Below are 24,615 nucleotides of genomic sequence, written 5' to 3'. Positions count from 1 at the left end.
CCTGTCGGCTCATTTGAGCAGGGCTTCGATCTCCTGGGTGAGGTCCTGCGGCTTGGTGGTCGGGGCAAAGCGCTTGACCACCTGGCCGTCGCGGCCAATGAGGAACTTGGTGAAATTCCACTTGATCCCCTTGGAACCCAGCAGCCCCGGCGCTTGTTTTTTCAACTGTACGAACAACGGGTGGGCAGCGCCGCCATTCACGTCGACCTTCTTGAACAGCGGGAAGCTGACACCGAAATTCAATTCGCAGAATTCGGAAATCGCCCCCTCGTTACCCGGCTCTTGCTTGCCGAACTGATTGCACGGAAAACCCAGCACCACCAGGCCTTGGTCCTTGTACTGCTGCCAGAGTTGCTCCAGGCCCTTGTACTGCGGGGTGAAGCCACATTTGCTGGCGGTATTGACCACCAGGATGGCCTTGCCGGCGAAATCGGCCAAGGTCTTTTGCTCACCTTTGATGGTAGTGCAAGGGATGCTCAGCAGGTTGTCGCTCATGGCGGTGGCTCGATAAGGGATTAAAGAGGAAGAAACATAGTAGCCAACTCGATTGAGTACAATTTAATTGACCGCGATGATGGCGCGATATCAATGTGGGAGCCCGCTCCCACATTTTCGATCGGTTTACAGCCTTATAACTAGCGCGGGACGAAGTCCAGGCACACCGAGTTGATGCAATAGCGCAGGCCCGTCGGTGGCGGACCGTCCGGGAACACATGGCCCAGGTGCGCGTCGCATTTTGCGCAAGTGACTTCGGTGCGGATCATGCCGTGGCTGACATCACGGATCTCGATCATTGCGCTGTCGGCGATCGGCTCATAAAAGCTGGGCCAGCCGCAGCCGGAATCAAACTTGGCACGGGAGTCGAACAGCGGCTCGTTGCAGCAAATGCAGTGGTACACGCCGTCCGTCCTGGTGTCGTTGTACTTGCCGCTGAACGGTCGCTCGGTGCCCTTGAGACGGCACACGTTGTACTGTTCCGGGTCGAGCATCGCCTTCCATTCTTCAACGGTTTTCTGCAACTTTTCCATCGGTACACCTCGGCAACTGAAAAACCCTGATCTGGATCTTTTCCGTGGATCAGGTGGCACGTATGATTGCGCCTCTTCAAAACGCCAGTCTGGCACCCGCGCTACCGGCATTCAAACGTATTTATGGGGGCGGCCCCGGCGGATTCACAGTACGGTAGTGCCCACACCGTCTGGATCGTTCATTTTCAGGATCACATCGCCATGCAGGTCAGCAAATCGAACAAGCTCGCCAACGTCTGCTACGACATTCGCGGCCCAGTGCTCAAGCACGCCAAGCGCCTGGAAGAGGAAGGCCATCGCATCCTCAAGCTGAACATTGGCAACCCGGCGCCTTTTGGTTTCGAAGCGCCTGACGAAATCCTCCAGGACGTGATCCGCAACCTGCCCACCGCCCAAGGCTACAGCGATTCGAAGGGCCTGTTCAGCGCGCGCAAGGCGGTGATGCAGTACTACCAGCAAAAGCAGGTCGAAGGTGTCGGCATTGAAGACATCTACCTGGGCAATGGCGTGTCCGAGCTGATCGTGATGTCCATGCAGGCCCTGCTCAATAATGGCGATGAAGTGCTGGTGCCGGCGCCGGATTATCCGCTGTGGACCGCCGCCGTCACACTGGCCGGCGGCCACCCGGTGCACTACCTGTGTGACGAGGGCGCCGACTGGTTCCCGGACCTGGCCGACATCAAGGCCAAGATCACCCCGAACACCAAGGCCCTGGTGATCATCAACCCGAACAACCCGACCGGCGCGGTGTATTCCAGGGAAGTGTTGCTGGGCATGCTGGAACTGGCGCGCCAGCACAACCTGGTGGTGTTCTCCGACGAGATCTACGACAAGATCCTCTACGACGATGCTGTGCACATCTGCACCGCCTCCCTGGCGCCGGACCTGCTGTGCCTGACGTTCAACGGCCTGTCCAAATCCTACCGCGTGGCGGGTTTCCGCTCCGGCTGGATCGCCATCTCCGGCCCCAAGCACAACGCCCAGAGCTACATCGAAGGCATCGACATGCTGGCCAACATGCGCCTGTGTGCCAACGTGCCAAGCCAGCACGCCATCCAGACCGCCCTGGGCGGCTACCAGAGCATCAATGACCTGGTCCTGCCCCAGGGCCGCCTGCTCGAGCAGCGCAACCGCACCTGGGAACTGCTCAACGCAATTCCGGGCGTAAGCTGCGTGAAACCCATGGGCGCGCTGTACGCGTTCCCGCGGATCGATCCCAAGGTATGCCCGATCCTGAACGACGAAAAGTTCGTGCTCGACCTGTTGCTGTCGGAAAAGCTGCTGGTCGTGCAAGGCACTGCGTTCAACTGGCCGTGGCCGGATCACTTCCGCGTGGTGACGCTGCCGCGCGTGGATGACCTGGAGATGGCCATTGGTCGCATCGGCAACTTCCTCAAGTCCTATCGCCAGTAGCGCAGATGGCGCTGTACGAACGGCAATCGGTCGTACAGCGCGTATCTGGCAACACTTCTCTGCCCAGGCGCCACTGCAGCAACCTTCTGGCCGGGCAACCGGCACCCAGCCCCCGTAATTACTGGGGTGCAACGCACCGACGCAGCGATAACCCCGCCTTTTTCGTGTCGGAAATGCCCTTCAAGACTCTTCATTCCGGCTGTAGGACACAGTTTGAAATAGTCGCTCGGTTGAATCACCCCATGGCGCACCTTATATACCCCGCAGTACGCGACATATTAAGCATGAGGAGAACTCTACAACCATGATGCGCATCCTGCTGTTCTTGGCCACTAACCTTGCGGTCGTGCTGATTGCCAGCATTACCTTGAGCCTTTTCGGCTTCAACGGGTTCATGGCGGCCAACGGGGTTGACCTGAACCTCAATCAGCTGCTGGTTTTCTGTGCGGTCTTTGGTTTTGCCGGCTCGCTGTTCTCGCTTTTCATCTCCAAATGGATGGCGAAGATGAGCACCAGCACCCAGGTGATCACCCAACCACGCACCCGGCATGAGCAATGGTTGCTGCAGACCGTCGAGCAATTGTCCCGCGAAGCCGGGATCAAGATGCCCGAGGTCGGGATCTTCCCGGCCTATGAAGCCAACGCCTTTGCCACCGGCTGGAACAAGAACGATGCACTCGTTGCGGTAAGCCAGGGCATGCTGGAACGTTTCTCCTACGATGAAGTGAAGGCGGTGCTGGCCCACGAGATCGGCCACGTGGCCAACGGCGACATGGTCACCCTGGCGTTGATCCAGGGCGTGGTGAACACCTTCGTGATGTTCTTCGCACGGATCATCGGTAACTTTGTCGACAAGGTGATCTTCAAGAACGAAGGTGGCCGCGGCATTGCCTACTTCGTGGCGACCATCTTCGCCGAGCTGGTGCTGGGCTTCCTGGCCAGCGCGATCACCATGTGGTTCTCGCGCAAACGGGAGTTCCGCGCAGACGAAGCCGGTGCCCGCCTGGCCGGTACCGGTGCGATGATCGCAGCGCTGCAACACCTGCGCTCCGAACAGGGCCTGCCGGTGCACATGCCGGACAGCCTGACGGCCTTTGGCATCAACGGCGGTATCAAGCAGGGCATGGCTCGCCTGTTCATGAGCCACCCGCCGCTGGAAGAACGTATCGACGCACTGCGTCGTCGGGGCTGATTGCTGGCAGCAACACCGAAAGGGGCGATCTGATCGCCCCTTTTTTGTTCACAACAGCTCTATGCAATGAAGCTTCAGGGCCGAGCCAACGTTTCGCGGGCAAGCCCGCGATGGCAACGGCAGGCTCAGCGCCTGGTCAGCCGATACACCCGCTCATCAAGCCGCGTAACGCCGTCCTGCACAAACTTCCAGCTCTCCCCTAGGATGTCTTGCTCTTCCAGCACGTCCAAGCGCCAGTGCGAACCAAACAACACCTTCACCTCATCATCCGTCACCGCAAACGGCGGCCCGGCTTTTTGCGCCTGGTCGTAATCAAGGGTGACCAGCAATCCCTTGCAGCCTGGGGGCAACAGGCGGTTCAGGTGCTCGGCGTATCGCGCACGCATCAATGGCGGCAAGGCGATCAGTGCGGCGCGGTCATACAACGCAGCGCAATCGGCCAACGCCTCGGCACCCATGGCAAAGAAGTCGCCGCACCACACTTCGATCAGATCAGCCTGATACACCTTGAAGGCGCCCCGCTCGGTGATACGCGGCGTAAGGTTCTGCTCATTGAAAAACGCCTCCACGGCCTGCTGCGACAGCTCCACGCCCAATACCCGCAGCCGATGGCTGGCCAACCACATCAAGTCCAGGCTTTTGCCGCACAAGGGCACCAGTACCTGGGCGCCTTCGGCGAGCGCCAGTTGCGGCCAGTGCCGCTGCAAATAAGGGTTGACCTCAGGCAGATGAAAGCCGATCTGATCGCGCGCCCAGCGCTCCCGCCAAAACTCTGGTTCCATGGATCACCCCGAAAATTCGATGAAAAGGCGTTAAAACTTATATTAGATTTTGATTGATGAACTGATTGAAGATGAGCCCATGTTAACGCTCAGGACCCCTCTTATGCTCCCCAGCCTGTTTATCTCCCACGGTTCGCCCATGCTCGCCCTGCAACCCGGCGCCAGCGGCCCGGCCCTCCAGCGGCTGGCCGCAGGAATGCCACGACCGAAGGCAATCGTGGTGGTGTCGGCGCACTGGGAAAGCCAGGAACTCCTGGTCAGCGGCAGCGCCGCGCCGCAAACCTGGCATGACTTCGGCGGTTTCCCGCGTGAATTGTTTGCCGTGCAGTACCCGGCACCGGGCGATCCGCAATTGGCCGGTGAGATTGTCGAGTGGCTGCAGGCCGACGGCCTGGATGCGCGTATCGACGAGCGCCGCCCCTTTGACCATGGCGTATGGGTGCCACTGTCGTTGATGTACCCGGCGGCGGATATCCCGGTAGTACAGGTATCCCTGCCCAGCCGCATGGGCCCGGCGCTGCAGACTCGGGTCGGACATGCGCTCGCCGGCCTGCGCGAGCGCGATGTGCTGCTGATCGGCTCGGGCAGCATCACCCACAACCTGGGCGAGCTGGACTGGCACGCAGGACCTGAGAGCATCGAGCCCTGGGCACGGGATTTCCGGGATTGGGTGGTGGATAAACTGGCAGCCGATGATGAAGCCGCCTTGCACGATTATCGTCGTCAGGCACCGAATGCCGTGCGCAGTCATCCAACGGATGAGCATCTGTTGCCGTTGTACTTTGCGCGAGGCGCGGGGGGTGATTTCAGCGTGGCGCACCAAGGGTTCACCCTGGGTGCGCTGGGGATGGATATCTACCGCTTCGGCTGACGCTGCTTTAAATGTGGGGGCGGGCTTGCTCTCGAATGCGGTGGTTCAGTTAAAACATCTGTGACTGACACACCACATTCGCGAGCAAGCCCGCTCCCACATTGGATCAGGTGCTGATCCGAACTTGCAGTAAATCCAAGGTGAAAAAAATCCCCGAACCAGTCGGGGATTTTTTATGTGCGATCAATCAGCCCAAGGGCGGATCAATCTTCGCGGTAGCGACGCAGCTTCAGTTGCTTACCGGCAACGCGTGTATCTTTGAGCTTGGTCAGCAGTTTTTCCAGACCGTCTTCCGGCAGCTCCACCAGGGAGAAGCTGTCACGGACCTGGATGCGACCGATGGCTTCACGTGCCAGGCCACCCTCGTTGAGGATAGCGCCCAGCAGGTTCTTGGCAGCGATACCGTCACGCGCGCCCAGCGCGGTACGGCAACGCGCACGGCCTTCGGCTAATGGAACCGGAGCGCGACGCTCACGATCACCACGGTCTGGACGGTCGCCAGTACGCTCTGGACGATCACCGCGTGGCGCGTTGTTCGGTACCAGTGGGCGTTCTTTCTCGATGGCTGCCAGGGTCAGGGCCTGACCGTTGGTGGCTTTACGCAGCAGGGCTGCGGCCAGGGCACGCGGGGTGCAACCGATATCGGCCGTCAGGCGGTCCAGCAGGTCGCCGTGGGTCGATTCAGCGTCAGCCACCAGCGGCGACAGGCTGTTGGTCAGTTTCTTGATGCGGGCATCGAGAACGGCCTGGGCATCCGGCAGGCGGACTTCGGCAACTTTCTGACCGGTTACACGCTCGATCACCTGCAGCATGCGGCGCTCACGTGGAGTCACCAGCAGCAGTGCACGACCTTCGCGACCGGCACGGCCGGTACGGCCGATACGGTGAACGTAGGATTCCGGATCGTAAGGCATGTCAACGTTGAACACGTGAGTGATACGTGGAACGTCGAGGCCACGGGCAGCAACGTCGGTCGCCACAACGATGTCCAGGCGGCCATCCTTGAGGGACTCGATGACGCGCTCACGCTGGTTCTGGGCGATGTCACCGTTCAGCGCAGCGGCTTTGTAGCCTTTGGCTTCCAGGGCACTGGCCAGGTCCAGGGTCGCTTGCTTGGTGCGCACGAACATGATCAGGGCGTCGAAGTCTTCGACTTCCAGCAGGCTCAATACAGCCGAGGTCTTCTGGTCAGCGTGAACCAACAGGTGAGCCTGCTCGATCGCGGTAACGGTCTGGGTCTTGGTCTGGATCTTCACGTGTTGCGGATCGCGCAGGTGGCGTTCGGCAATGGCGCGGATCGACTGTGGCAGGGTGGCCGAGAACAGCACGGTCTGACGGGTCGGTGGCAGTGCCTTGAAGATGACTTCCAGGTCATCCATGAAGCCCAGCTTCAACATTTCGTCAGCTTCGTCCAGAACCAGGTGGTTCACGGTCGACAGGACTTTCTCGTCACGACGCAGGTGGTCGCACAGGCGGCCCGGGGTGGCGACAACGATCTGTGCGCCATTACGGATTGCCTTGAGTTGCGGGCCCATCGGCGCGCCGCCGTAGACGGCCACGACAGTTACGCCTGGCATTTGCTTGGCGTAGGTTTCAAAAGCGGTTGCTACTTGCAGCGCCAACTCACGCGTTGGCGCCAGGATCAGGGCTTGCGGTTCGCGCTTGGCAGGATCGATGCAGTGCAGGATAGGCAGCGCGAACGCAGCGGTTTTACCAGTACCGGTTTGCGCCTGGCCAATCATGTCCTGGCCGGCCATGATGATCGGGATCGATTGCTGCTGAATCGCCGAAGGTTCTTCGTAGCCGGTCGCGATGACGGCTGCAAGAATGTTCGGGTTAAGATTAAAAGCGGCGAAGCCGCCGGTTTCCTGGGTCATGGGTCTGCCTCTAAGTGCATCCGCAAAGACCCATGCTCCAAAGCTGCGCATGCCGTGTTGAGACTCAAGAGTCGCCCTGGCTGCTTTGTCGGCGGGGATTTGCGAAAACGAATGAATGAAAAAGATTCGTCAAGGGAGAGTCCGCTGTGCGGACGTGCAGCCGAAGCTGACTTCGGGGAATTGCGCTACCTAAACGCGGCCCGGTTAAAGGCCGGCGCGCACTATACCGGAAATAGCTGAAAAAGGGAGCTTTTTTTATCGAAAATTGCGGATAAACCCTGCTGCGTCAAAGCCTTTGCAGATAACACCGCCAGGGTCTATTTTTCACAGGCCCGGCCCTGCTGGGTCTGACGCTTAAACGGTTCACCTGAATTTTTCCGGCCCTTTGGTCTGAAACCCTTCCCCGCGCCCGAGGGCACACTCGATGAATCAAGCCAGCAGCAGCCGCGTCAGCCGTGAACTCCAGGGCCATGTCCTGTTGCTGGGGCTGGACCGGCCGGCCAAACGCAACGCTTTTGACCTGGATCTGCTCAATGAGCTGAGCCTGGCGTATGGCGAATTTGATCGAAATACCGAAGCGCGGGTGGCGGTTGTGTTCGCCCACGGCGATCATTTTACCGCGGGGCTGGACCTGGCCAACGTCAGCGGTGTGATGGCCGGTGGCTGGCAGCCACCCTTGGGAGGCTGTGATCCCTGGGGCGTGTTCAGCGGCCCACGCGTGAGCAAGCCGGTGATCGTCGCGGCCCAGGGTTACTGCCTGACCCTCGGTATCGAGCTGATGCTGGCGGCGGACATCAATCTTTGCGCGAGCAATACGCGCTTTGCACAGATGGAAGTACAGCGCGGGATTTTCCCGTTTGGCGGCGCGACGTTGCGCTTTCATCAGATCGCCGGCTGGGGCAATGCCATGCGCTGGTTGCTGACCGGCGACGAGTTCGACGCCCATGAAGCCCTGCGTCTGGGCCTGGTGCAGGAAGTGATGGCCAGCGAAGACTTGCTACCGCGCGCCGTCGAACTGGCCAACCGCATCGCGCGGCAGGCGCCGCTGGGTGTGCAGGCCACATTGATGTCGGCGCGGTTGGCGCGCCTGGAAGGTGAAGCCGTTGCGACGGCCGGGTTGCAGACGATGGTGGATAAACTGTTCAACAGCGAGGATGCCAGGGAGGGTGTGCGGGCGATGATCGAGAAGCGGCCGGGGGTGTTCAAGGGGATTTGAATACCCTGAATCAGCCGTCGGCGGTGATGGCCTCTTCGCGAGCAAGCCCGCATTTAACCTGTAGGAATAAGGTCCAAATGTGGGAGCGGGCTTGCTCGCGAAGGCGTCGGCACAGGCGCCTAAGTCGCCGGGCGTATGGCCTTGATCAACGCCTGCAACGAATACCCCAGGCGCGGCGCCAGCCCTTGCGCCCTGGCAGACAGCCCATCCAGCTCCAGCTCCTGATCCAGCTCCGCAGGCACCAGCAAAATCACATTGCCCTCCTTCACCGGCAGCTCCCAGTAATGCCGGTGGTACAAGCCACGCAACAACGCTGCGCCCAGGGGTTTGCCATCGTCGGTGGCCCACTGGTTGATCACCAGCCAGCCGCCGGGGTTGAGTTTCTTCTGGCAGTTTTCCAGGAAGGTCCAGGCCAGGTGGCCGACGCCAGGGCCGACGTCGGTATAGAGGTCGACGAAAATCAGGTCGGCCGGCTCGGCGCTCTCCAGCAATTGCAGGGCGTCGCCGATGCGGATATACAGCCGCGGATCATCGTCCAGCCCCAGGTATTCAATCGCCAGGCGCGGTACATCGGGGCGCAGCTCGATCGCTTCGACATCTTCCAGTGGCAGGAACTTCAGGCACGCCTGGGTCAGGGTGCCGGCGCCCAAGCCGAGGAACAGCGCGCTCTCCGGCTGCTCATGGGCCAACGCGCCAATCAGCATCGCGCGGGTATAGTCGTACTCCAGCCAGCTCGGGTCAGCGGTAAATACGCAGCTTTGCTCGATGGCGTCGCCGAACTCGAGAAACCGGTAATCGGCCACTTCGAGCACACGGATCATGCCGAAGTCATCATGGACTTCGGCGAGCAGGCGCTCGACACGCTCCTCGGTCATCACTACTCCTAACGGGTTCGCGGCAGGGCAAAGGCGCGATTGTCGGCCAAGCGGCGGCAGCAGGTCACGCACTAATTGCTGATAACATTGGCACCCGACCGTCAATCAACCAATCGAGTTCATGATGAGCCAACCCTGGAGCCCCGACAGCTGGCGCGCCCTGCCGATCCAGCAACAACCCCAGTACCCGGACGCTGCGCACTTGCTGCAGGTAGAGCAAAGCCTGGCCAGCTACCCACCGCTGGTGTTTGCCGGGGAAGCCCGCGAGTTGCGTCGCCAGTTTGCCGAGGTCACCCAAGGGCGTGCGTTCCTGTTGCAAGGCGGCGACTGCGCCGAAAGCTTTGCCGAGTTCTCCGCCGCGAAAATCCGCGACACCTTCAAGGTGCTGCTGCAGATGGCCATTGTGATGACCTTCGCCGCCGGTTGCCCGGTGGTAAAAGTCGGGCGCATGGCCGGCCAGTTCGCCAAGCCGCGTTCGGCCAACGACGAAACCATCGACGGCATCACCCTGCCCGCCTACCGTGGCGATATCGTCAATGGCATCGGCTTCGACGAAAAAAGCCGTGTGCCGGACCCGGACCGCCTGTTGCAGTCCTACCACCAGTCCACCGCCACCCTGAACCTGCTGCGTGCTTTTGCCCAGGGCGGGTTTGCCGACCTGCATCAAGTGCACAAGTGGAACCTGGACTTTATCGCCAACTCCGCACTGGCCGAGAAGTACAGCCAACTGGCCGACCGCATCGACGAAACCCTGGCGTTCATGCGCGCCTGCGGCATGGACAGCTCGCCGCAACTGCGCGAAACCAGCTTCTTCACCGCCCACGAAGCGCTGCTGCTCAACTATGAGCAAGCCTTCGTGCGCCGCGACAGCCTGACCAACGACTACTACGACTGCTCGGCCCACATGCTGTGGATCGGCGACCGCACCCGTCAGCTGGACGGTGCCCATGTCGAGTTCCTGCGCGGGGTGAACAACCCGATCGGGGTCAAGGTCGGCCCGAGCATGAACCCGGACGACCTGATCCGCCTGATCGACATCCTCAACCCGGACAACGATCCCGGCCGCCTCAACCTGATTGCGCGCATGGGCGCGGGCAAAGTCGGCGATCACCTGCCAGGCCTGATCCGCGCCGTGCAGCGCGAGGGCAAGCAGGTGCTGTGGAGCTCGGACCCGATGCACGGCAACACCATCAAGGCCAGCAGCGGCTACAAGACCCGTGACTTTGCGCAGATCCTGGGCGAAGTGAAAGAGTTCTTCCAGGTTCACCAGGCTGAAGGGACATACGCTGGCGGTATCCACATCGAAATGACCGGGCAGAACGTCACAGAATGCATCGGCGGCGCGCGGCCGATCACCGAGGATGGCCTGTCGGACCGCTATCACACGCACTGCGACCCACGGATGAATGCCGATCAGTCGCTGGAATTGGCGTTCCTGATTGCCGAGACCTTGAAGCAGGTCAAGCGCTGAGGTTGAGCTGACGAAACGCGGGCTAAATGTGGGAGCGGGGGCGAATCTAGAGGCCAGTATCCCAGTTGATCATTGCCGCTCTCAGCCGGTCGGCACTCGGCCGCTGGCAATTGAGCTGAATCTGCTCAAGCCCCAGCCAATCGGCCATCTGCCGCAGATTCAATGCCAGCGCCAACATCCCCTCCTCGTCCAGCCCCGGCTCCTCCTCGTGCACCGCATGCACGGCCAAACGCCCATGGGCACGTTCGGCGCGCAGGTCGATGCGTGCAGCAATCCGCTCGTTGTGCAAGAACGGCAGCACGTAGTAGCCGTACACCCGTTTGTCCTGCGGGGTGTAGATCTCCAGGCGGTAGCGGAAGTCGAACAGGCGTTCGGTGCGGCTGCGCTCCCAGACCAGTGAATCGAACGGCGACAGCAAGGCGCTGGCCGGCACTTTGCGCGGCACTTTCGGATCAGGCAGGCAGTACGCCGGTTGTTTCCAGCCTTGCACCTGGCAGAGCTGCAGTTGGCCGTCTTCCACCAGCTCGGCGAGGCGACTGCGGCTGTCACCAGGCTCAAGGCGAAAGTAATCGCGCAGGTCTTTTTCGGTGCCCACCCCCAACGCCGTGGCGCTGTGCAGCAGCAAGCCGCGCTGGGCCTCGGCCTCCGTCACCTGGGCTTGAAGGATATCGCGCGCAATGACCCGCTCGGGCAAATCATAAAGCCGCTCAAAGCCACGTCGGCCGGCAACCGTGACCAGGCCGGCGGCAAACAGCCATTCCAGCGCATGTTTCTCGTCGCTCCAGTCCCACCACGGGCCGGCGCGCTCCTGGCGGGTCGACAAGCTGCCGGCGCCCAGCGCGCCCTGTTGCTCGACCGTTTGTAGAACCCGCTGAATCGTGGCCTGTTGCTCGCGACCAAAACGCGCCATCTGCGAATAGATGCCCTGCCCCTGCTGCGCCCGCGCCATGCGCCAGCGCATTAACGGGTAGAGCGTCATCGGCAGCAGAGAGGCTTCGTGCCCCCAGTATTCGAACAACGAACGCCGCCGCCCCTGGCTCCACGCCGCCTGCTCAAGCATCGACGCGGGGTAGCTGCCCAGGCGGGAAAACAGCGGCAGGTAATGCGAGCGCACCAGCGCGTTGACCGAATCGATCTGCAACACGCCCAGGCGTTCGATCATCCGGTTCAGGTGCGCCGCCTTGATCAGTGCCGGCGCCTGGCGCCCGGAAAAACCCTGGGCCGCCAGCGCCATGCGTCGCGCTTGCTTGAGTGAAAAACACAGGTCGGCGGGCATGGGGTTCTCCGTATGGGCGCACCGACTACCCTACTGCATCGGCGATCATTTTCGCAGCGGGTCTTGCCAGAAATGCAGGTGACGGTCCTGCTCCACGTCACCGCGATTGAGCCCGATGTCTTTAAGTGCGTCGTCGCTCAAGCTCGCCAGCAGCTGGCGCTCTTCATGCAGCGCCTGCCAACGCGCCATGCGCTGGAACATTCCGGAAAACGGACGTTTTGCCATCAACACAAAACCTTTTTGCCCTTTCATCTTCTCGCCCTCCATTGGGGATGACGCGAGTGTGTGCCTGGCCTTATGATCAATCCAACGAATGTTTCTTATGCAATACATCTCGGAGATTGATCAATTGCCAGGTTACCCGAGCATCGACACTGAAGTACTGCGCACCTTCGTCGCCATCGCTGACCAGGGCGGTTTTACCCGCGCGGGCGAAGCGGTCAACCGCACCCAATCGGCGGTGAGCATGCAGATGAAGCGCCTGGAGGAAGACGTGTTGCAGCGCAAGTTGTTCGAGCGTGATGGGCGGCAAGTGCGGCTGACGCCCGAGGGCCAGGTGCTGTTGGGGTACGCACGCCGTATCCTGAAACTGCACAGTGAGGTGTTCAATACCCTGCGCGAACCGCACATGGTCGGATTGGTGCGCATCGGCACGCCGGACGATTACGTGATGCGCTTCCTGCCGGGGATTCTCAAGCGGTTCTCCCAGGCGTACCCGCTGATCCAGATCGAAATGCACTGCGAGGCCTCGACGGTGCTGATGCAACGTCGGGACCTGGCGCTGACCGTCATCAGCCGCGAGCCCGGCACTGAGATCGGCGAGTTGCTGCGCACCGAGCCCTTGGTGTGGGTGGCAGCTCCGAGTTTTTGCGCGGACGAACACGAGGCCCTGCCGCTGGCGGTTTCCGGCGTCGACGCTTTTTGTACCCAGTGGACCTGCGCGGCGCTGGACGCGGCCGGGCGCGAGTACCGGCTTGCCTACCACAGCTCCAATGTGGCGGCGATCCAGGCCGTGGTGAGTTCCGGCCTGGCGGTGATGGCCAGCATGGAAAGCCTGGTGACCGAAGACCTGCGCGTACTGGGCCGCGAAGACGGCTTTCCGCCCCTGCCGTCGATGAATCTTCGACTGCTGCGCAACCCGGCGATGAGCTCGCCCATCACCGAATGCCTGGCCGAGTACATTCTCGAAGGTTTCAAACTTTAAAGGTCAGCATCACCGCGCACACCGCCAGAAAGCCGCAGAACAGGCCGCGCAACACGCGCTCCGGCAGCGCATGGGCGACCTTCACCCCCCAACTGATACTGAGCAGACCGCCGACGGCCAACGGCACGCCGATCAGCCAGTCCACTTCCTGGTGCCAGGCGTAGGTGACCAATGTCACGCCCGTGCTGGGCAATGCCAGGGCCAACGACAGGCCTTGGGCCACCACCTGGGTTGTGCCGAACAGGCCGGTGAGCACCGGCGTCGCCACCACCGCCCCGCCAACGCCGAACAAACCGCCCATGGACCCCGAAGCAGCACCTAGCACCCCGAGCCACGGCCAGGAATAACGCATCTGCGCGGTCGGCGGCGCATTGCGCGTGAACATGCGCAGCAGGTTGTAGGCGCCAAGCGCCAGCAGGAAGGCGATAAAGCCGATGCGCATGGCGCCCGCGTCCAGGCCTACCGCCCAGATCGAGCCGAGCCAGGCAAACACGAACCCCATGACGCCTAAGGGCAGCGCATGGCGCAGTTCGATACGGTTGCGCTGGTGATAGCGCCACAACGCCAGCATCACGTTAGGCACCACCATCACCAGCGCCGTGCCTTGGGCCAGTTGCTGATCCAGGCCGAACAACACGCCCAGCACCGGAATCGCTATCAGCCCACCCCCAATGCCGAACAGGCCGCCCACCGTGCCAAGGGCCGCGCCCAAGAGCAGATAAATCATCAAATCCAACACCGCGCGTTACTCCCCAATCCCAAGCCTTGCATGCTACGCAGTCGGCTATGGCGCGCAAAGGCACAGCAACGCACAATGGCTGTGCCAATCTTGCATAAGCGTTGCTTCCATGAACCCGAATACCTTGACCGACCAGCTGGGCCTGTTTCTGGATGTGCTGGAAACCGGCAGCTTCTCCGCCGCCGCACGCCGCCATCCTCTGACGCCCTCAGCCGTAGCGCGGCGCATCGACAGCCTGGAACGTTCGGTGGGCAGCCGCTTGTTCCAGCGCAGCACCCACGCGGTGGTGCCGACCCCGGCGGGCCTGGCGTTTGCCGAGCGCGCACGGCGGATCGTCAGCGAGTTGCAACTGGCCCGGGCCGAAGCGGTGTCCCTGAGCCATGCGCCGGAAGGCCTGATTCGCGTGGACGCGCCCGCAGCGTTTGGTCGACGGCACCTGGCGCCGGTGGTTGCGGACTTCCTCAACGTGTACCCCGGACTGGACGTGCACCTGCATTTGATCGACAGCTTTGTGGACATGCAGGGGACGCACCTGGGCAAGGTCGACCTGGTACTGCGTGCCGGGCATATCGTCGATACACGGCTGATCGCCACGCCGCTGGCCAGCATCGTGCGCATCGCCTGCGCCAGCCCGGCCTATCTGAAAAACCGTGGCACGCCGCGCCATCCCCGTGAGCTCAGCGAGCATGATGGACTGGACTGGGACGGCCTGGCGCCGATGTTCGCCTGGCGCTTCGAGCTGGATGGGCGCCGCGCGACGTATCGCCCGCGGCGCATCCGCCTGAGCGCCAATAACGCCGAAGCCTTGCTGTCCGGTGCCTTGGCCGGGCTGGGTATCGCCCACCTGCCCACTTGGTTGGCCAGCGAGTACCTGGTGCGTGGCGAACTGCTGCCGTTGTTCTGCGAAAACGGCCTGCCCAGCCCGGAGACCACCGGCATTTATGCGCTGCGCCTGGAACAGCAACCCAATGCGCGCAGCCGCCTGTTGTTGGAATACCTGAAAACCCGTTTCAGCCCGGTACCGCCCTGGGACCTGGCCCTGCAAAGTGGTTTGGTCTGACCGCTGGGACAGAATTATCTGGCGCATTAAAGGTTTGCCCGCTAGATTCCAGCCCAGACACGCTTTTTCGAGGTACCGCCATGAGCAAGAATCCCAATCCGTGCGAATCGCTGATGCTGGACAACCAGCTGTGCTTCGCCCTGCACTCAACGTCGCTGTTGATGACCAAGGTCTACAAGCCGCTGCTGCAAGCCCTGGGCCTGACCTACCCGCAATACCTGGCGATGATGGTGTTGTGGGAAGAGGATGGGTTGACCGTCGGCGAAATCAGCAACCGCCTGCTGACCGATCCGGGTTCGCTGACGCCGCTGCTCAAGCGCCTGGAAGGCGAAGGCCTGCTCAGCCGGACTCGCAGCCGTGAGGACGAACGGGTGGTGGTGGTGGAGCTGACCGACGCCGGCCGTGCCTTGCAGGACAAGGCCATGGGTATTCCGCACTGCATCCTCGGCGCCAGCGGCCTGGAGCTGGAACAACTGCGCAAGCTGCAAGGTGACCTGATCGCCCTGCGCGCCAACCTGCAAGCCAGCCTCTAACGCGGTAGACCAAACACCAAAAATCTAAAATGTGGGAGCGGGCTTGCTCGCGAAAGCGGTATGTCAGTCGACTGATTCAGCGGCTGATCCACCGCTTTCGCGAGCAAGCCCGCTCCCACATTTGGTTTTGCGGCGTGTCAGAAAATCACATGTTGAAAACTTTTTTATAAATTTATCTTGCGCGCAAAACATTAGCGCTATACATTCGCTCCACCAACTACTTAGCGCGCAAACATTTAGCGCTAACAACCCTGAGGAAACCACCATGCAAACGCTCTATACCGCAGTAGCCACCGCCACCGGCGGCCGTGATGGTCGTGCTGTTTCCAGCGACAACATCCTCGACGTCAAACTCTCCACCCCCAAGGAACTGGGCGGTGCCGGTGGCCAGGCCACCAACCCGGAACAATTGTTCGCTGCCGGCTACTCGGCCTGCTTTATCGGCGCGCTGAAATTCGTTGCCAGCCAGACCAAACGCAAAATCCCGGATGACGCCTCGATCACCGCCCACGTCGGCATCGGCCAGATCCCCGGTGGTTTCGGCCTGGATATCGACCTGCACATCAGCCTGCCGGGCCTGGCCCAGGACGACGCGCAAAGCCTGGTCGACGCTGCTCACCAAGTGTGCCCGTACTCCAATGCCACCCGTGGCAACGTCGATGTCCGCCTGCACGTAAGCGTTTAATCAACCGCAGCCGCTCAAGGAGAAGAACATGAACACATTCGCTAAAGCGCTCACCGGCACCCTGCTCGCCCTGTCCATCACCCAGGCCTTCGCGGCGACCGGTGATGTGGAACACAACACCCAGGCCTTCCTGGATGTGTTGAACGCCGGCACCGGCAAACCGATAGAACAACTGACGCCAAAGGACGCCCGTGCCGTTTTGACCGGCGCCCAGGCCGGTGTGAAGCTGACGCTGCCGGCAGCGGATGTGAGCCATAAAACCATTCAGGTCGACGGCAAGCCACTGGACTTGACTATCGTGCGTCCGGCCGGGGTCAAGGGCACATTACCGGTATTCATGTTCTTCCACGGTGGCGGCTGGGTGCTCGGGGACTACCCGACCCATGAACGCCTGGTGCGGGATTTGGTCGTGGGCTCGGGTGCGGTGGCGGTGTTCGTCAACTACACACCTTCGCCGGAAGCGCATTACCCGGTCGCCATCAACCAGGCCTACGGCGCGACCCAATGGGTGGCCGAGCATGGCAAAGAGATCAATGTCGACGGCAAGCGCCTCGCAGTCGCGGGCAACAGCGTCGGTGGCAATATGGCGGCGGTGGTCAGCCTGATGGCCAAAGACAAGGGCACGCCGGCGATCAAGTTCCAACTGCTGCTGTGGCCGGTGACCGACGCCAACTTCGACACCGGGTCCTACAACCAATATGCCGAAGGGCACTTCCTCACCCGAAACATGATGAAGTGGTTCTGGGACAACTACACCACCGACGCCAAGCAACGTGCCGAGATCTACGCCTCGCCGCTGCGCGCGACCAGCGATCAGCTCAAAGGCCTGCCGCCCGCGCTGGTCCAGACCGCAGGCGCCGACGTGCTGCGTGATGAAGGCGAGGCCTATGCGCGCAAGCTGGATGCAGCCGGTGTGCCGGTGACCGCGGTGCGCTACAACGGCATGATCCACGACTACGGTTTGCTGAACGTGATCAGCCAAGTGCCAGCCGTCCGTTCGGCGATGCTGCAGGCTTCGGACGAGTTGAAGCAACACCTGAAGTAAAACGTAACGCCCATGAAAAAGCCCGACGCAAGGTCGGGCTTTTTTTCGTATCGGCGGGGCCAGAATTACTTCTTGGCGCGACCTTTGTACGAACCACCTTCGCGGGTGTCGATCTCGATCAGGTCGTCGATTTCGATGAAATCGGCGACTTGCAGTTCGGTACCGTTGCTCAGCTTGGCAGGCTTCATCACCTTGCCCGACGTGTCGCCGCGAGCGGAACCTTCGGTGTAGGCCACTTTACGCACGATGGTGGTCGGCAGCTCTACGGAAACCAGGCGCTCTTCGAAGAAGATCGCTTCGCAGACGTCTTCCATGCCTTCTTCGATGAACGGCAGAACGGCTTCGATATCTTCAGCGTTCAGCTCGTACATGGTGTAGTCGGTGGTGTCCATGAACGTATAGGTGTCGCCGCTGATGAAGGACAGGGTCGCTTCCTTGCGGTCGAGGATCACGTCGTCCAGTTTGTCATCGGCGCTGTAGACGATCTCGGTCTTGTAACCGGTCAGCAGGTTCTTCAGCTTGGTCTTCATGATGGCGCTGTTACGACCAGACTTGGTGAACTCAGCTTTCTGAACCAGCCAAGGGTCGTTTTCGAGACGGATCACTGTACCGGGTTTCAGTTCTTTACCAGTTTTCATTGCATATATCCGAAATTTGGATGGGATTTACAAAATTCAAGGTGGCGTATCATATCCAACTTTCATGAAAATTCACCAGTGCCGTCGCAAGATCGGCCTGCAAACCCTGTTCCAGACACCATGTTTCAGCGTGCAGATTGACCTCGGGCCAGTGTTCCAGCAGCATTTTCCACGGTTGCGCCATATCGCCCTCGGTATTCCAGGCGTGCCAGAGCCCGATCAGCGCAACCCTTGCAGCCGGTGACAAGCCAGCGGTGTAGAGCTCGAGGAAGGCATCGAGCTTGTCGAGGTGGATGTCTTCATCCTGCCGGTAGATGTGCCACAGCAGCGGACGCCCGGCCCACTGGGCACGCACGAACGAATCTTCGCCGCGCACGGCATTGAAGTCGCAGCACCACAGCAGGCGGTCATAGTGCTCTTGAGGCACGAAGGCGATGACCTGTACCGTCAGCGCGCCGCGTTGCTGGATATCCCCCGCAGCCAGGCGTTCCAGGCCCAGCCAGCGCTGTACGTCACCCAGGATGCGCCCCTCCGGCACCAACAGATGAGTGGCACGCCCGTCCGTCGATAACAGCTCCAGCCAACCGGCCAACCCGGCGTTCTCGTAGGCGAACAGTGAGATAAGCCGCGCATCGGCTGCGGGAAATATGCCCAGAGCTTGCAGGAATTCTCGCTGCGCACTGGCATCCTGCTGAAAAGCCCGCCGCTGCTCCAGCAACCCCGCCTCGCGCAACAAGCCTCCGGTGCCGGGCCGGAAGCCGGGAAAGAAGAAGTACTTCTGCACACCCTTGAATTTCACCGAGGGCAACCTGTGGCAGCCTACCACCCAGTCTTCAGCGCTCAGATAATCCAGATTCATCCACAACGGCGTGCGTTCGCGGGCGGCCATGGCTTCCATATAGTCGGGCGGCAACTGGCAGGCGAACGCGGCAATCACTACATCGGCGGCCGGCGCACTCACCCATTCGGCCGGCCAATGGCGCACTTCGACGCCTTCCTGCCATTGCGCGTCCTGGCGCACATCAATGTCCGGGCACAGGCGTTCGAAAGCGCGCAGGTCATCAACCCACAGGCGCACAGCGCACGCGTGCTCCACCACCAATTGCCGGGCCAGGCGCCAGGTCACGCCGATGTCGCCGTAGTTATCGACGACGCTGCAAAAAATATCCCAGCGGGCTTTCATTCCGGGCTCCAGTGATCAAAGGCTCGATTGTCCGCATAAATGCGCGGATGCAGAAGGCTTGATCGCGATTATTCTGCGCACTGGCTGTGCGACAATCGCCGTCACGCTGCAAATGCCTGCCAGGAGGCCATCATGGCTGATCGTCCGTTGTCGCTGTTCAAACTGATTGTGGGTATCGCGTTTGGCGTATGGCTGGGGTTTATCGCCATTGTGCTGAGCACTTGGCTGGCGTCGCGCTACCTGTTCCCGCAGAGCCTTGCGCCGGTGGCCCAGGCCGTCGAGCAATTGGGCAAGCCTGCTGTTGTGGTACCTGAGCCACCGAACCGGATGTTCGAGCAATACCAGCAGAACCTGCAGAAGCAGGAACAGCAACAGACCCTGGACCAGGCCCGCAACAATGCGCGCAACCTGTCCAACCCCAAATGCCAGTTCTGGCTGCAACAGGACCAGAACGCCCCCAACGAAAAGACCCGGGCCAATGTCCTGCAATTCTGCGATTGATGACCATGAATAAACACGCCGTGCACCTGCTGATCCTCGAAAAGCTCAGCGTCGACCTCGACATTGCCCAGCGCGCCGCGCAGACCGCCTACGAAACCGCGACCCACGAAGAAAACATCGCGGAAAACAAGTACGACACCCTTGGACTCGAGGCCTCCTACCTGGCGGCCGGGCAAGCCAAGCGGGTCGAGGAAATCAAACAGGCGTTGGCGCTATGCCAGAACATGGCAGTGCGCGCCTACGATGAGCAACGGGGTATAGAAATCGGCGCGCTGCTGGGCCTGGCAGACGAGAACGACCGCCAGCAGTGGCTGTTCCTCGCGCCTGACGCGGCGGGCCTGAAGGTGGACGTGGTCGGGCAACCGGTGACCGTCATCACCCCGCGCTCGCCGCTGGGCAAGAGCCTGTTGGGCAAGTTCGAAGGCGATGAGGTGGAGATTCAGGTGGCGGGCGCCCGGCAACACTTTACGGTTACCGAGGCCAGGTAAACCCCTGTAGGAGCGAGCTTGCTCGCGAAGAACTTGAGAGCGCCGCGTTAAACCAGAATCGCTGCGTTTTCGTTGACGTTTTTCGCGAGCAAGCTCGCTCCTACCGTGTCAGCAATACTTAATGGACGGGCAGTTCCACACCGTCGAACAGCTCTTCCAGTTCCTGCTTGTTGTGGCACTGGATCGCCTTGGCCATGACTTCACGGGTCAGGTGCGGCGCGAATTTCTCGATGAAATCGCACATGAAGCCGCGCAGGAACGTGCCGCGACGGAAGCCGATCTTGGTCACGCTGGACTCGAACAGTTCGCTGGCATCGAGCACCACCAGGTCCTTGTCGAGCGCTGTATCGACCGCCATCTTGGCGACGATCCCCACGCCCAGGCCCAGGCGCACGTAAGTCTTGATCACGTCGGCGTCGGCTGCGGTGAACACCACTTTTGGCGTAAGGCCGCGATGGCTGAAGGCTTCGTCGAGTTTGGAACGGCCGGTGAAACCGAACACGTAGGTGACGATCGGGTATTCAGCCAGGGCTTCCAGGGTCAGCTTCGGCAGCTTGGCCAGGGGGTGACCCTGGGGCACGACCACGCAACGGTTCCAGCGGTAGCACGGCATCATCACCAGGTCACCGAACAACTCCAGGGCTTCGGTGGCGATGGCGAAATCGACGGTGCCGTCAGCGGCCATCTCGGCGATCTGCATCGGCGAGCCCTGGTGCATGTGCAGGGCCACATCCGGGTACTGCTTGATGAAATCACGGATCACCGGCGGCAACGCATAACGCGCCTGGGTGTGGGTGGTGGCGATGGACAGGGTGCCCTTCTTCTCGTTGGAAAATTCCTGGGCGATCTGCTTGATGCTTTCGACCTTGCGCAAGATCTCGCCGGCGGTGGTGATGATGCGCTCGCCGGCCGGGGTGACGCGGGTCAGGTGCTTGCCGCTGCGGGCGAACACTTCGACGCCCAACTCATCTTCGAGCAGGCGGATCTGCTTGCTGATACCAGGCTGGGAGGTGTAGAGGCTTTGAGCGGTAGCGGAAACGTTGAGATCGTGGTGCGCCACTTCCCAGATGTAGCGCAGTTGTTGAAGCTTCATATGTGTCCCTCAAAGCAGATAGACGCCACGGGTATCAGCGACGGTATATAACTATATTAAAGGTTCGATTGATAAATCTAGAACTTTTTTATCGTTTTCGCCTTTCACACGTCATCGCTGCGGCAACGTTGCAGCGAAGGCACCAGGTAAACCGGCACCGTAGATAGCTGCAACACCCGCGCGGCGGTACGTCCCAAGGGTGTAGCCGCCGCGGCTGCCTGGCTATGACTGCCGACGATCAGCAGGTCCACGGACAATTTGCGCAACTGGTCGAGGATCACCTCGCACGGGTCGCCCTGGATCACCCGTACCGAGCGGATCAACTTCAAGTCTTGTTCGCCCTCCCCCAACTCCTCCCTGAAACTGTCCAGCACCCGTTGCTCAATCGTCGCCATCACCGTGGTCAGGCCCTGACTCTGCCATTCACTCAGGGCTTTCTCGTCAAGGTAGCTCTGCAATACCGATTCGGCGAACAGCCCGATGGGCTCCACCACGTGAACCACATACAGGTCCGCCTTGAACGTTCGGGCCAGCGCCAGCGCATGCTGCATCACATAAGGCGCGTACAGGCCGAGGTCCGTGGCGTACAGCATCGAACGAATCATGGAACCCCCCCTGGAACTGCCAGGATGGCGGAGATTAAATGAGCTTAGCAGCGCATCGGCGAATCCGACTGACTTAGCGCTTGAGCTCATTACTGATGCCATGGGGCACATGCCCGGTGGCAACAAACTCCATGGCTTTTTCGCAATGCCCGGCCTGGTCATCGAAAAACACATCGGCGGCAAACGCCTCCAGGAATGCGGATTTTTCCAGGCCACCGAGGAACAACGACTCGTCCAGACGGATATCCCATTCACGCAGGGTGCGAATCACCCGCTCATGGGACGGCGCCGATCGGGCCGTGACCAAGGCGGTGCGGATCGGGCAGGCGTCGTCCGCAAATTCGCGCTGCAACAGGTTGAGCGCCGCCAGGAAACCTTTGAACGGACCGCCGTGCAAAGGCTGGCGTGCCGACTCCCGCTCGTTGGCCTGGAACGCTTCCAGCCCACCGGCCTGGTACACGCGCTCCGACTCATCGGAAAACAGCACCGCATCGCCATCGAAGGCAATGCGCAGTTCACCGCTGCAGGCACGGCGCGCACCGCCTGACAGAATCGTCGCCGCCGCGAAGCCGGCGTCGAGTGCACTGCGCACATCTTCGGCATGGGTCGACAGGAACAGATGGCAACCAAACGCGGCCAGATAAGGATAAGGACTACGCCCGCCTACGAAGGCGGCGCGGGAGATATCCAGGCCGTAATGCTGGATCGAATTGAACACGCGCAAGCCAGTGTCGGCGCTGTTACGCGACACCAGCACCACCTCGACCCGGGCACGACCCAGGCTGGCGTTCAGGCTCAGCAGTTTCTTGACCAGCGGGAACGCATCGCCGGGCTCGAGGATTTCCTCCTCGTGTTCGATCTGGTACTGGCGGTAGGTCTCGACGCCTTCGGCCAGGTACACCTTGTGACTTTCACTCAGGTCGAACAGCGCGCGCGATGAAATCGCCAGCACCAATTTGTCGCCCATCCCCTTTGCCATGCTCTGCTCCTCGGCTCAGCGATTATGCCGATCAATAAAACTCAAGGCTTGGTAGAGCGCTTGCATCCGCGGCAGTTCACACCCCGCGGCTTTTGCGGCGGCCAGTGGCCGGGCGTAGATCGCCGCCAATTCCAGTGGGCGTTTATGCACGTGGTCGTGGTACATGCTGGGCAGGTAGTCGGCCATGGTCTGGGTCATGGTGAACATCTGCTCGGCGTAACTCTTGGGGATTTCATGGCCGCAGGCGTGCGCGCCCTCGATGACTTCGGCCATCAGCGCCCGGATCAGCTCACGGCTGGATTCGTCCGCCATCAGCGCCGTGGTGCCGGTGTTCAATAATACCGAGAGCCCGTTGAAGGGCACGTTCCACACCAGTTTGTGCCACCTTGCCTGATGCACATTGGCCATGGCTTCGGATTCGATACCGGCCTGATGAAACAACGCGGCGCCGGCTTCGACAATCGCCTTCTGCCGGGTTTCATCGTTGGCCGCCGTGCCACTGTGATAACCCAGGTTGACCCGGCCCAGCGCCTGATGCTCGACAACGCCGGGCGCGGAACGGTGCACGCCGATGTAGCACAGCCCGCCCAGCAGGTGCAGCGAAGTCGGCAGGTGTTCACGCAAGCTGTCTTCCACATCGAGGCCGTTTTGCAGCAACACCACCTTGGCATCCGGCGCCGCGACCTGGGCAAGGGTCGGGGCCAGTTCGACATTTCCAGTCGACTTGGTGCCCACCAGCAACCAGTCGCAGGGCGGCATATCGGCGGCGCGGGCATAGGCCTGCACCGGGTGCAGGTGCAAGGCGCCATGCACGGTGCTGTTGACGTACAGGCCGTGTTCGCTGACCGCCGCGTATTCACTGCGCAACAGGAAGTGCACATCGAACCCGGCACGCGCCAGCATTACACCGTAGAACCCACCGATGGCACCGGTGCCGATGATACCAATACGGGGTGATTGTGCGGTCATGGCAGATCCTCTGGCGTACGGGTAAGCGCTAGGTTAATGGCGTCAGACAGGTCAGAAGAAGTAAGACGCGTCTGTAATTGCCCGAGGAATTGACCCTCGCACACCACGAACAACGCCGGCAAATGAAAGATCTGGTAGCGTTCGACCGCACCGCCGTTGTGGCCGGCATCCACCCAGCACACGCGGTCCACCGGCAACGGCCAGCCCGGGAATTGCTGGCGTGCCCAACGGCAACTGGAACACCCCACGCTGGTAAATACGACGAGCGAAATGCCTGGCAATCCCAGCAATTGCTGGTCAATATCCAGGTCGGTCAATTCCAGTTGCTTCACTCTACTGCTGCCACCGCCGTCAACTGAACGGTGCTCGGAGTCCGTGTACATGGGTCGTTTTCTACCTCACCCTGATGATGTCGCTGTCTTGTTGACCCAACGCCCCGCTCCCGCCTTACCCCGCCAACGCCTGCATACTATCGGCCTGGGCGGCGTCGCGTGCAATTGGCCGCGCGCCTGGCGTGAGGGCACGGCGGTTGAACTGCACATCCCTTCCCTGGGCGCCGGCGCGCGTTATCCGGGCTACGTGGCGTGGTGCCGCAAGGTGCAAGACGGCTACCGCGTCGGTGTCTCGTTTACCGATGACCATGCGCTGTTCGGTGCGCGAATGGGTGAGCAAGCATGCCGGATAGAGCGCTATTGTCGCCAGCACGAAGACGCCGAGCCGACTCCCGAGCAACTCGAAGCCCTGGCCCGCGAGTGGGTATCGCGCCATGCCGGTGAGTTCTCCCATGAGGCCTTTGTGGCGCCAGCGCTGGATTAAAGCGGGCTTTGCCCATTGTCGCGGGCCGGTGTTACGCGCTAAGGTTCCTCCCCCCTGCATCCAAATCATGCTGTGC

At 61.2% G+C, this 24,615-nt stretch carries 28 protein-coding genes; 13 read left to right on the top strand and 15 right to left on the bottom strand.

Annotated elements, in window-relative coordinates; genetic code table 11:
- Positions 1-9: 9 nt before the first annotated feature.
- Both H0Z09_RS19780 and msrB read right to left on the bottom strand, forming a co-directional pair.
- Entirely contained in the window at positions 10-495 is a 486-nt protein-coding gene (locus tag H0Z09_RS19780) for a glutathione peroxidase (protein WP_186692773.1), read from the bottom strand.
- Positions 496-635: 140 nt separating this feature from the next.
- Positions 636-1,028, bottom strand: coding sequence for a peptide-methionine (R)-S-oxide reductase MsrB (gene msrB, locus H0Z09_RS19775; protein ID WP_186692771.1), 393 nt, complete (start codon positions 1,026-1,028; stop codon positions 636-638).
- A gap of 201 nt (positions 1,029-1,229) precedes the next feature.
- Here msrB and H0Z09_RS19770 point away from each other — a divergent pair, with 201 nt between their 5' ends.
- The gene (locus tag H0Z09_RS19770; protein ID WP_003209058.1) at positions 1,230-2,441 is read left to right on the top strand and encodes a pyridoxal phosphate-dependent aminotransferase; all 1,212 of its coding nucleotides are present in this window, start codon (positions 1,230-1,232) and stop codon (positions 2,439-2,441) included.
- Positions 2,442-2,745: 304 nt separating this feature from the next.
- Positions 2,746-3,633: a protease HtpX gene (gene htpX / locus H0Z09_RS19765; RefSeq protein WP_076950427.1), complete on the top strand. Its 888-nt coding sequence runs from the start codon at positions 2,746-2,748 to the stop codon at positions 3,631-3,633.
- Between the two features lie 125 nt (positions 3,634-3,758).
- Here the strand turns inward: htpX and H0Z09_RS19760 are convergent, their stop codons facing one another.
- A complete protein-coding gene (locus H0Z09_RS19760; RefSeq protein ID WP_186692768.1) occupies positions 3,759-4,415 on the bottom strand; it encodes a thiopurine S-methyltransferase in 657 nt (218 codons plus the stop codon).
- A 103-nt stretch (positions 4,416-4,518) separates the two neighbouring features.
- Between H0Z09_RS19760 and H0Z09_RS19755 the strand changes: the two genes are divergently transcribed.
- Positions 4,519-5,286 carry a class III extradiol ring-cleavage dioxygenase gene (locus H0Z09_RS19755; protein ID WP_076950425.1) on the top strand — a complete coding sequence of 256 codons (768 nt, stop codon included), beginning with the start codon at positions 4,519-4,521 and terminating at the stop codon, positions 5,284-5,286.
- Between the two features lie 203 nt (positions 5,287-5,489).
- Here the strand turns inward: H0Z09_RS19755 and H0Z09_RS19750 are convergent, their stop codons facing one another.
- Positions 5,490-7,163 carry a DEAD/DEAH box helicase gene (locus H0Z09_RS19750; protein WP_186692766.1) on the bottom strand — a complete coding sequence of 558 codons (1,674 nt, stop codon included), beginning with the start codon at positions 7,161-7,163 and terminating at the stop codon, positions 5,490-5,492.
- A 424-nt stretch (positions 7,164-7,587) separates the two neighbouring features.
- On the opposite strand from H0Z09_RS19750, the gene H0Z09_RS19745 reads away from it, so the two are divergent.
- A complete protein-coding gene (locus H0Z09_RS19745; protein ID WP_186692764.1) occupies positions 7,588-8,379 on the top strand; it encodes a crotonase/enoyl-CoA hydratase family protein in 792 nt (263 codons plus the stop codon).
- 119 nt (positions 8,380-8,498) lie between these two features.
- On the opposite strand, the gene H0Z09_RS19740 is transcribed toward H0Z09_RS19745, so the two are convergent.
- A complete protein-coding gene (locus H0Z09_RS19740) occupies positions 8,499-9,254 on the bottom strand; it encodes a spermidine synthase (RefSeq protein ID WP_186692762.1) in 756 nt (251 codons plus the stop codon).
- 124 nt (positions 9,255-9,378) lie between these two features.
- Between H0Z09_RS19740 and H0Z09_RS19735 the strand changes: the two genes are divergently transcribed.
- Positions 9,379-10,725: a 3-deoxy-7-phosphoheptulonate synthase class II gene (locus tag H0Z09_RS19735; protein WP_076950421.1), complete on the top strand. Its 1,347-nt coding sequence runs from the start codon at positions 9,379-9,381 to the stop codon at positions 10,723-10,725.
- Between the two features lie 46 nt (positions 10,726-10,771).
- Here H0Z09_RS19735 and H0Z09_RS19730 read toward each other — a convergent pair whose 3' ends face one another.
- Together H0Z09_RS19730 and H0Z09_RS19725 are read right to left on the bottom strand one after the other, a co-directional pair.
- Complete coding sequence (locus tag H0Z09_RS19730) at positions 10,772-12,001, bottom strand: winged helix-turn-helix domain-containing protein (protein ID WP_186692760.1); 1,230 nt, start codon at positions 11,999-12,001, stop codon at positions 10,772-10,774.
- 45 nt (positions 12,002-12,046) lie between these two features.
- Positions 12,047-12,253, bottom strand: coding sequence for a DUF1127 domain-containing protein (locus H0Z09_RS19725; protein ID WP_238340281.1), 207 nt, complete (start codon positions 12,251-12,253; stop codon positions 12,047-12,049).
- Positions 12,254-12,323: 70 nt separating this feature from the next.
- Here H0Z09_RS19725 and H0Z09_RS19720 point away from each other — a divergent pair, with 70 nt between their 5' ends.
- Complete coding sequence (locus tag H0Z09_RS19720; protein WP_186692756.1) at positions 12,324-13,205, top strand: LysR family transcriptional regulator; 882 nt, start codon at positions 12,324-12,326, stop codon at positions 13,203-13,205.
- On the opposite strand, the gene H0Z09_RS19715 is transcribed toward H0Z09_RS19720, so the two are convergent.
- Entirely contained in the window at positions 13,195-13,944 is a 750-nt protein-coding gene (locus tag H0Z09_RS19715) for a TSUP family transporter (RefSeq protein ID WP_186692754.1), read from the bottom strand. The two genes, H0Z09_RS19720 and H0Z09_RS19715, sit on opposite strands and share 11 nt — an antisense overlap.
- 109 nt (positions 13,945-14,053) lie before the next feature.
- Here H0Z09_RS19715 and H0Z09_RS19710 point away from each other — a divergent pair, with 109 nt between their 5' ends.
- From H0Z09_RS19710 to H0Z09_RS19695, 4 genes are all read left to right on the top strand, one after another.
- Positions 14,054-15,004, top strand: coding sequence for a LysR family transcriptional regulator (locus tag H0Z09_RS19710; RefSeq protein ID WP_186692752.1), 951 nt, complete (start codon positions 14,054-14,056; stop codon positions 15,002-15,004).
- Between the two features lie 80 nt (positions 15,005-15,084).
- Positions 15,085-15,537: a MarR family transcriptional regulator gene (locus H0Z09_RS19705; RefSeq protein WP_186692750.1), complete on the top strand. Its 453-nt coding sequence runs from the start codon at positions 15,085-15,087 to the stop codon at positions 15,535-15,537.
- Between the two features lie 265 nt (positions 15,538-15,802).
- A complete protein-coding gene (locus H0Z09_RS19700) occupies positions 15,803-16,222 on the top strand; it encodes an organic hydroperoxide resistance protein (protein WP_105698494.1) in 420 nt (139 codons plus the stop codon).
- A 28-nt stretch (positions 16,223-16,250) separates the two neighbouring features.
- Positions 16,251-17,267 carry an alpha/beta hydrolase gene (locus H0Z09_RS19695; RefSeq protein ID WP_186692747.1) on the top strand — a complete coding sequence of 339 codons (1,017 nt, stop codon included), beginning with the start codon at positions 16,251-16,253 and terminating at the stop codon, positions 17,265-17,267.
- A 65-nt stretch (positions 17,268-17,332) separates the two neighbouring features.
- Here H0Z09_RS19695 and H0Z09_RS19690 read toward each other — a convergent pair whose 3' ends face one another.
- Entirely contained in the window at positions 17,333-17,905 is a 573-nt protein-coding gene (locus H0Z09_RS19690) for an elongation factor P (RefSeq protein WP_003172723.1), read from the bottom strand.
- A gap of 49 nt (positions 17,906-17,954) precedes the next feature.
- Entirely contained in the window at positions 17,955-19,088 is a 1,134-nt protein-coding gene (earP, locus tag H0Z09_RS19685) for an elongation factor P maturation arginine rhamnosyltransferase EarP (protein ID WP_186692745.1), read from the bottom strand.
- A gap of 132 nt (positions 19,089-19,220) precedes the next feature.
- Between earP and H0Z09_RS19680 the strand changes: the two genes are divergently transcribed.
- Together H0Z09_RS19680 and H0Z09_RS19675 are read left to right on the top strand one after the other, a co-directional pair.
- Positions 19,221-19,589 (top strand): hypothetical protein, encoded by a 369-nt coding sequence (locus H0Z09_RS19680; protein WP_186692736.1) that lies wholly within the window; start codon positions 19,221-19,223, stop codon positions 19,587-19,589.
- Between the two features lie 5 nt (positions 19,590-19,594).
- Positions 19,595-20,077, top strand: coding sequence for a GreA/GreB family elongation factor (locus H0Z09_RS19675; RefSeq protein WP_186692734.1), 483 nt, complete (start codon positions 19,595-19,597; stop codon positions 20,075-20,077).
- A gap of 118 nt (positions 20,078-20,195) precedes the next feature.
- Here H0Z09_RS19675 and cysB read toward each other — a convergent pair whose 3' ends face one another.
- The 5 genes from cysB to H0Z09_RS19650 all read right to left on the bottom strand — a co-directional run bounded on the left by cysB (position 20,196) and on the right by H0Z09_RS19650 (position 24,106).
- On the bottom strand, positions 20,196-21,170 hold the full coding sequence (gene cysB, locus H0Z09_RS19670; protein WP_012722988.1) for an HTH-type transcriptional regulator CysB: 975 nt from the start codon (positions 21,168-21,170) through the stop codon (positions 20,196-20,198).
- A 104-nt stretch (positions 21,171-21,274) separates the two neighbouring features.
- Positions 21,275-21,775, bottom strand: coding sequence for a universal stress protein (locus H0Z09_RS19665; RefSeq protein ID WP_076950410.1), 501 nt, complete (start codon positions 21,773-21,775; stop codon positions 21,275-21,277).
- Between the two features lie 73 nt (positions 21,776-21,848).
- Positions 21,849-22,754: a 5'-nucleotidase gene (locus tag H0Z09_RS19660; protein WP_076950409.1), complete on the bottom strand. Its 906-nt coding sequence runs from the start codon at positions 22,752-22,754 to the stop codon at positions 21,849-21,851.
- Positions 22,755-22,769: 15 nt separating this feature from the next.
- Entirely contained in the window at positions 22,770-23,723 is a 954-nt protein-coding gene (locus tag H0Z09_RS19655) for a putative 2-dehydropantoate 2-reductase (RefSeq protein WP_186692732.1), read from the bottom strand.
- A complete protein-coding gene (locus tag H0Z09_RS19650) occupies positions 23,720-24,106 on the bottom strand; it encodes a thioredoxin (RefSeq protein ID WP_186692730.1) in 387 nt (128 codons plus the stop codon). Before H0Z09_RS19650 ends, H0Z09_RS19655 begins: the two co-directional genes overlap by 4 nt.
- Here H0Z09_RS19650 and H0Z09_RS19645 point away from each other — a divergent pair.
- Complete coding sequence (locus H0Z09_RS19645; RefSeq protein ID WP_186692728.1) at positions 24,105-24,539, top strand: PilZ domain-containing protein; 435 nt, start codon at positions 24,105-24,107, stop codon at positions 24,537-24,539. The genes H0Z09_RS19650 and H0Z09_RS19645 overlap by 2 nt on opposite strands.
- The last annotated feature ends 76 nt before the right edge of the window (positions 24,540-24,615 follow it).

Source organism: Pseudomonas sp. SWRI18 (genome assembly GCF_014268345.1).
In the GTDB taxonomy this organism is placed as follows: Bacteria; Pseudomonadota; Gammaproteobacteria; order Pseudomonadales; family Pseudomonadaceae; genus Aquipseudomonas; species Aquipseudomonas cedrina.
The sequence above is the reverse complement of the archived record's forward strand: the minus strand, read 5'-3'. Positions and strand labels throughout refer to the sequence as shown.

Coding starts and splice junctions, on each gene's coding strand:
- cysB (WP_012722988.1), bottom strand. CDS start 21,170: ATGAAGCTTCAACAACTGCGCTACATCTGGGAAGTGGCGCACCACGAT.
- H0Z09_RS19745 (WP_186692764.1), top strand. CDS start 7,588: ATGAATCAAGCCAGCAGCAGCCGCGTCAGCCGTGAACTCCAGGGCCAT.
- H0Z09_RS19675 (WP_186692734.1), top strand. CDS start 19,595: ATGAATAAACACGCCGTGCACCTGCTGATCCTCGAAAAGCTCAGCGTC.
- H0Z09_RS19680 (WP_186692736.1), top strand. CDS start 19,221: ATGGCTGATCGTCCGTTGTCGCTGTTCAAACTGATTGTGGGTATCGCG.
- H0Z09_RS19780 (WP_186692773.1), bottom strand. CDS start 495: ATGAGCGACAACCTGCTGAGCATCCCTTGCACTACCATCAAAGGTGAG.
- H0Z09_RS19695 (WP_186692747.1), top strand. CDS start 16,251: ATGAACACATTCGCTAAAGCGCTCACCGGCACCCTGCTCGCCCTGTCC.
- H0Z09_RS19700 (WP_105698494.1), top strand. CDS start 15,803: ATGCAAACGCTCTATACCGCAGTAGCCACCGCCACCGGCGGCCGTGAT.
- H0Z09_RS19720 (WP_186692756.1), top strand. CDS start 12,324: ATGCAATACATCTCGGAGATTGATCAATTGCCAGGTTACCCGAGCATC.
- H0Z09_RS19690 (WP_003172723.1), bottom strand. CDS start 17,905: ATGAAAACTGGTAAAGAACTGAAACCCGGTACAGTGATCCGTCTCGAA.
- H0Z09_RS19760 (WP_186692768.1), bottom strand. CDS start 4,415: ATGGAACCAGAGTTTTGGCGGGAGCGCTGGGCGCGCGATCAGATCGGC.
- H0Z09_RS19755 (WP_076950425.1), top strand. CDS start 4,519: ATGCTCCCCAGCCTGTTTATCTCCCACGGTTCGCCCATGCTCGCCCTG.
- H0Z09_RS19725 (WP_238340281.1), bottom strand. CDS start 12,253: ATGAAAGGGCAAAAAGGTTTTGTGTTGATGGCAAAACGTCCGTTTTCC.
- H0Z09_RS19705 (WP_186692750.1), top strand. CDS start 15,085: ATGAGCAAGAATCCCAATCCGTGCGAATCGCTGATGCTGGACAACCAG.
- H0Z09_RS19660 (WP_076950409.1), bottom strand. CDS start 22,754: ATGGCAAAGGGGATGGGCGACAAATTGGTGCTGGCGATTTCATCGCGC.
- H0Z09_RS19730 (WP_186692760.1), bottom strand. CDS start 12,001: ATGCCCGCCGACCTGTGTTTTTCACTCAAGCAAGCGCGACGCATGGCG.
- H0Z09_RS19770 (WP_003209058.1), top strand. CDS start 1,230: ATGCAGGTCAGCAAATCGAACAAGCTCGCCAACGTCTGCTACGACATT.
- msrB (WP_186692771.1), bottom strand. CDS start 1,028: ATGGAAAAGTTGCAGAAAACCGTTGAAGAATGGAAGGCGATGCTCGAC.
- H0Z09_RS19750 (WP_186692766.1), bottom strand. CDS start 7,163: ATGACCCAGGAAACCGGCGGCTTCGCCGCTTTTAATCTTAACCCGAAC.
- H0Z09_RS19665 (WP_076950410.1), bottom strand. CDS start 21,775: ATGATTCGTTCGATGCTGTACGCCACGGACCTCGGCCTGTACGCGCCT.
- earP (WP_186692745.1), bottom strand. CDS start 19,088: ATGAAAGCCCGCTGGGATATTTTTTGCAGCGTCGTCGATAACTACGGC.
- H0Z09_RS19740 (WP_186692762.1), bottom strand. CDS start 9,254: ATGACCGAGGAGCGTGTCGAGCGCCTGCTCGCCGAAGTCCATGATGAC.
- H0Z09_RS19655 (WP_186692732.1), bottom strand. CDS start 23,723: ATGACCGCACAATCACCCCGTATTGGTATCATCGGCACCGGTGCCATC.
- H0Z09_RS19650 (WP_186692730.1), bottom strand. CDS start 24,106: ATGTACACGGACTCCGAGCACCGTTCAGTTGACGGCGGTGGCAGCAGT.
- H0Z09_RS19710 (WP_186692752.1), top strand. CDS start 14,054: ATGAACCCGAATACCTTGACCGACCAGCTGGGCCTGTTTCTGGATGTG.
- H0Z09_RS19735 (WP_076950421.1), top strand. CDS start 9,379: ATGAGCCAACCCTGGAGCCCCGACAGCTGGCGCGCCCTGCCGATCCAG.
- H0Z09_RS19645 (WP_186692728.1), top strand. CDS start 24,105: ATGGGTCGTTTTCTACCTCACCCTGATGATGTCGCTGTCTTGTTGACC.
- htpX (WP_076950427.1), top strand. CDS start 2,746: ATGATGCGCATCCTGCTGTTCTTGGCCACTAACCTTGCGGTCGTGCTG.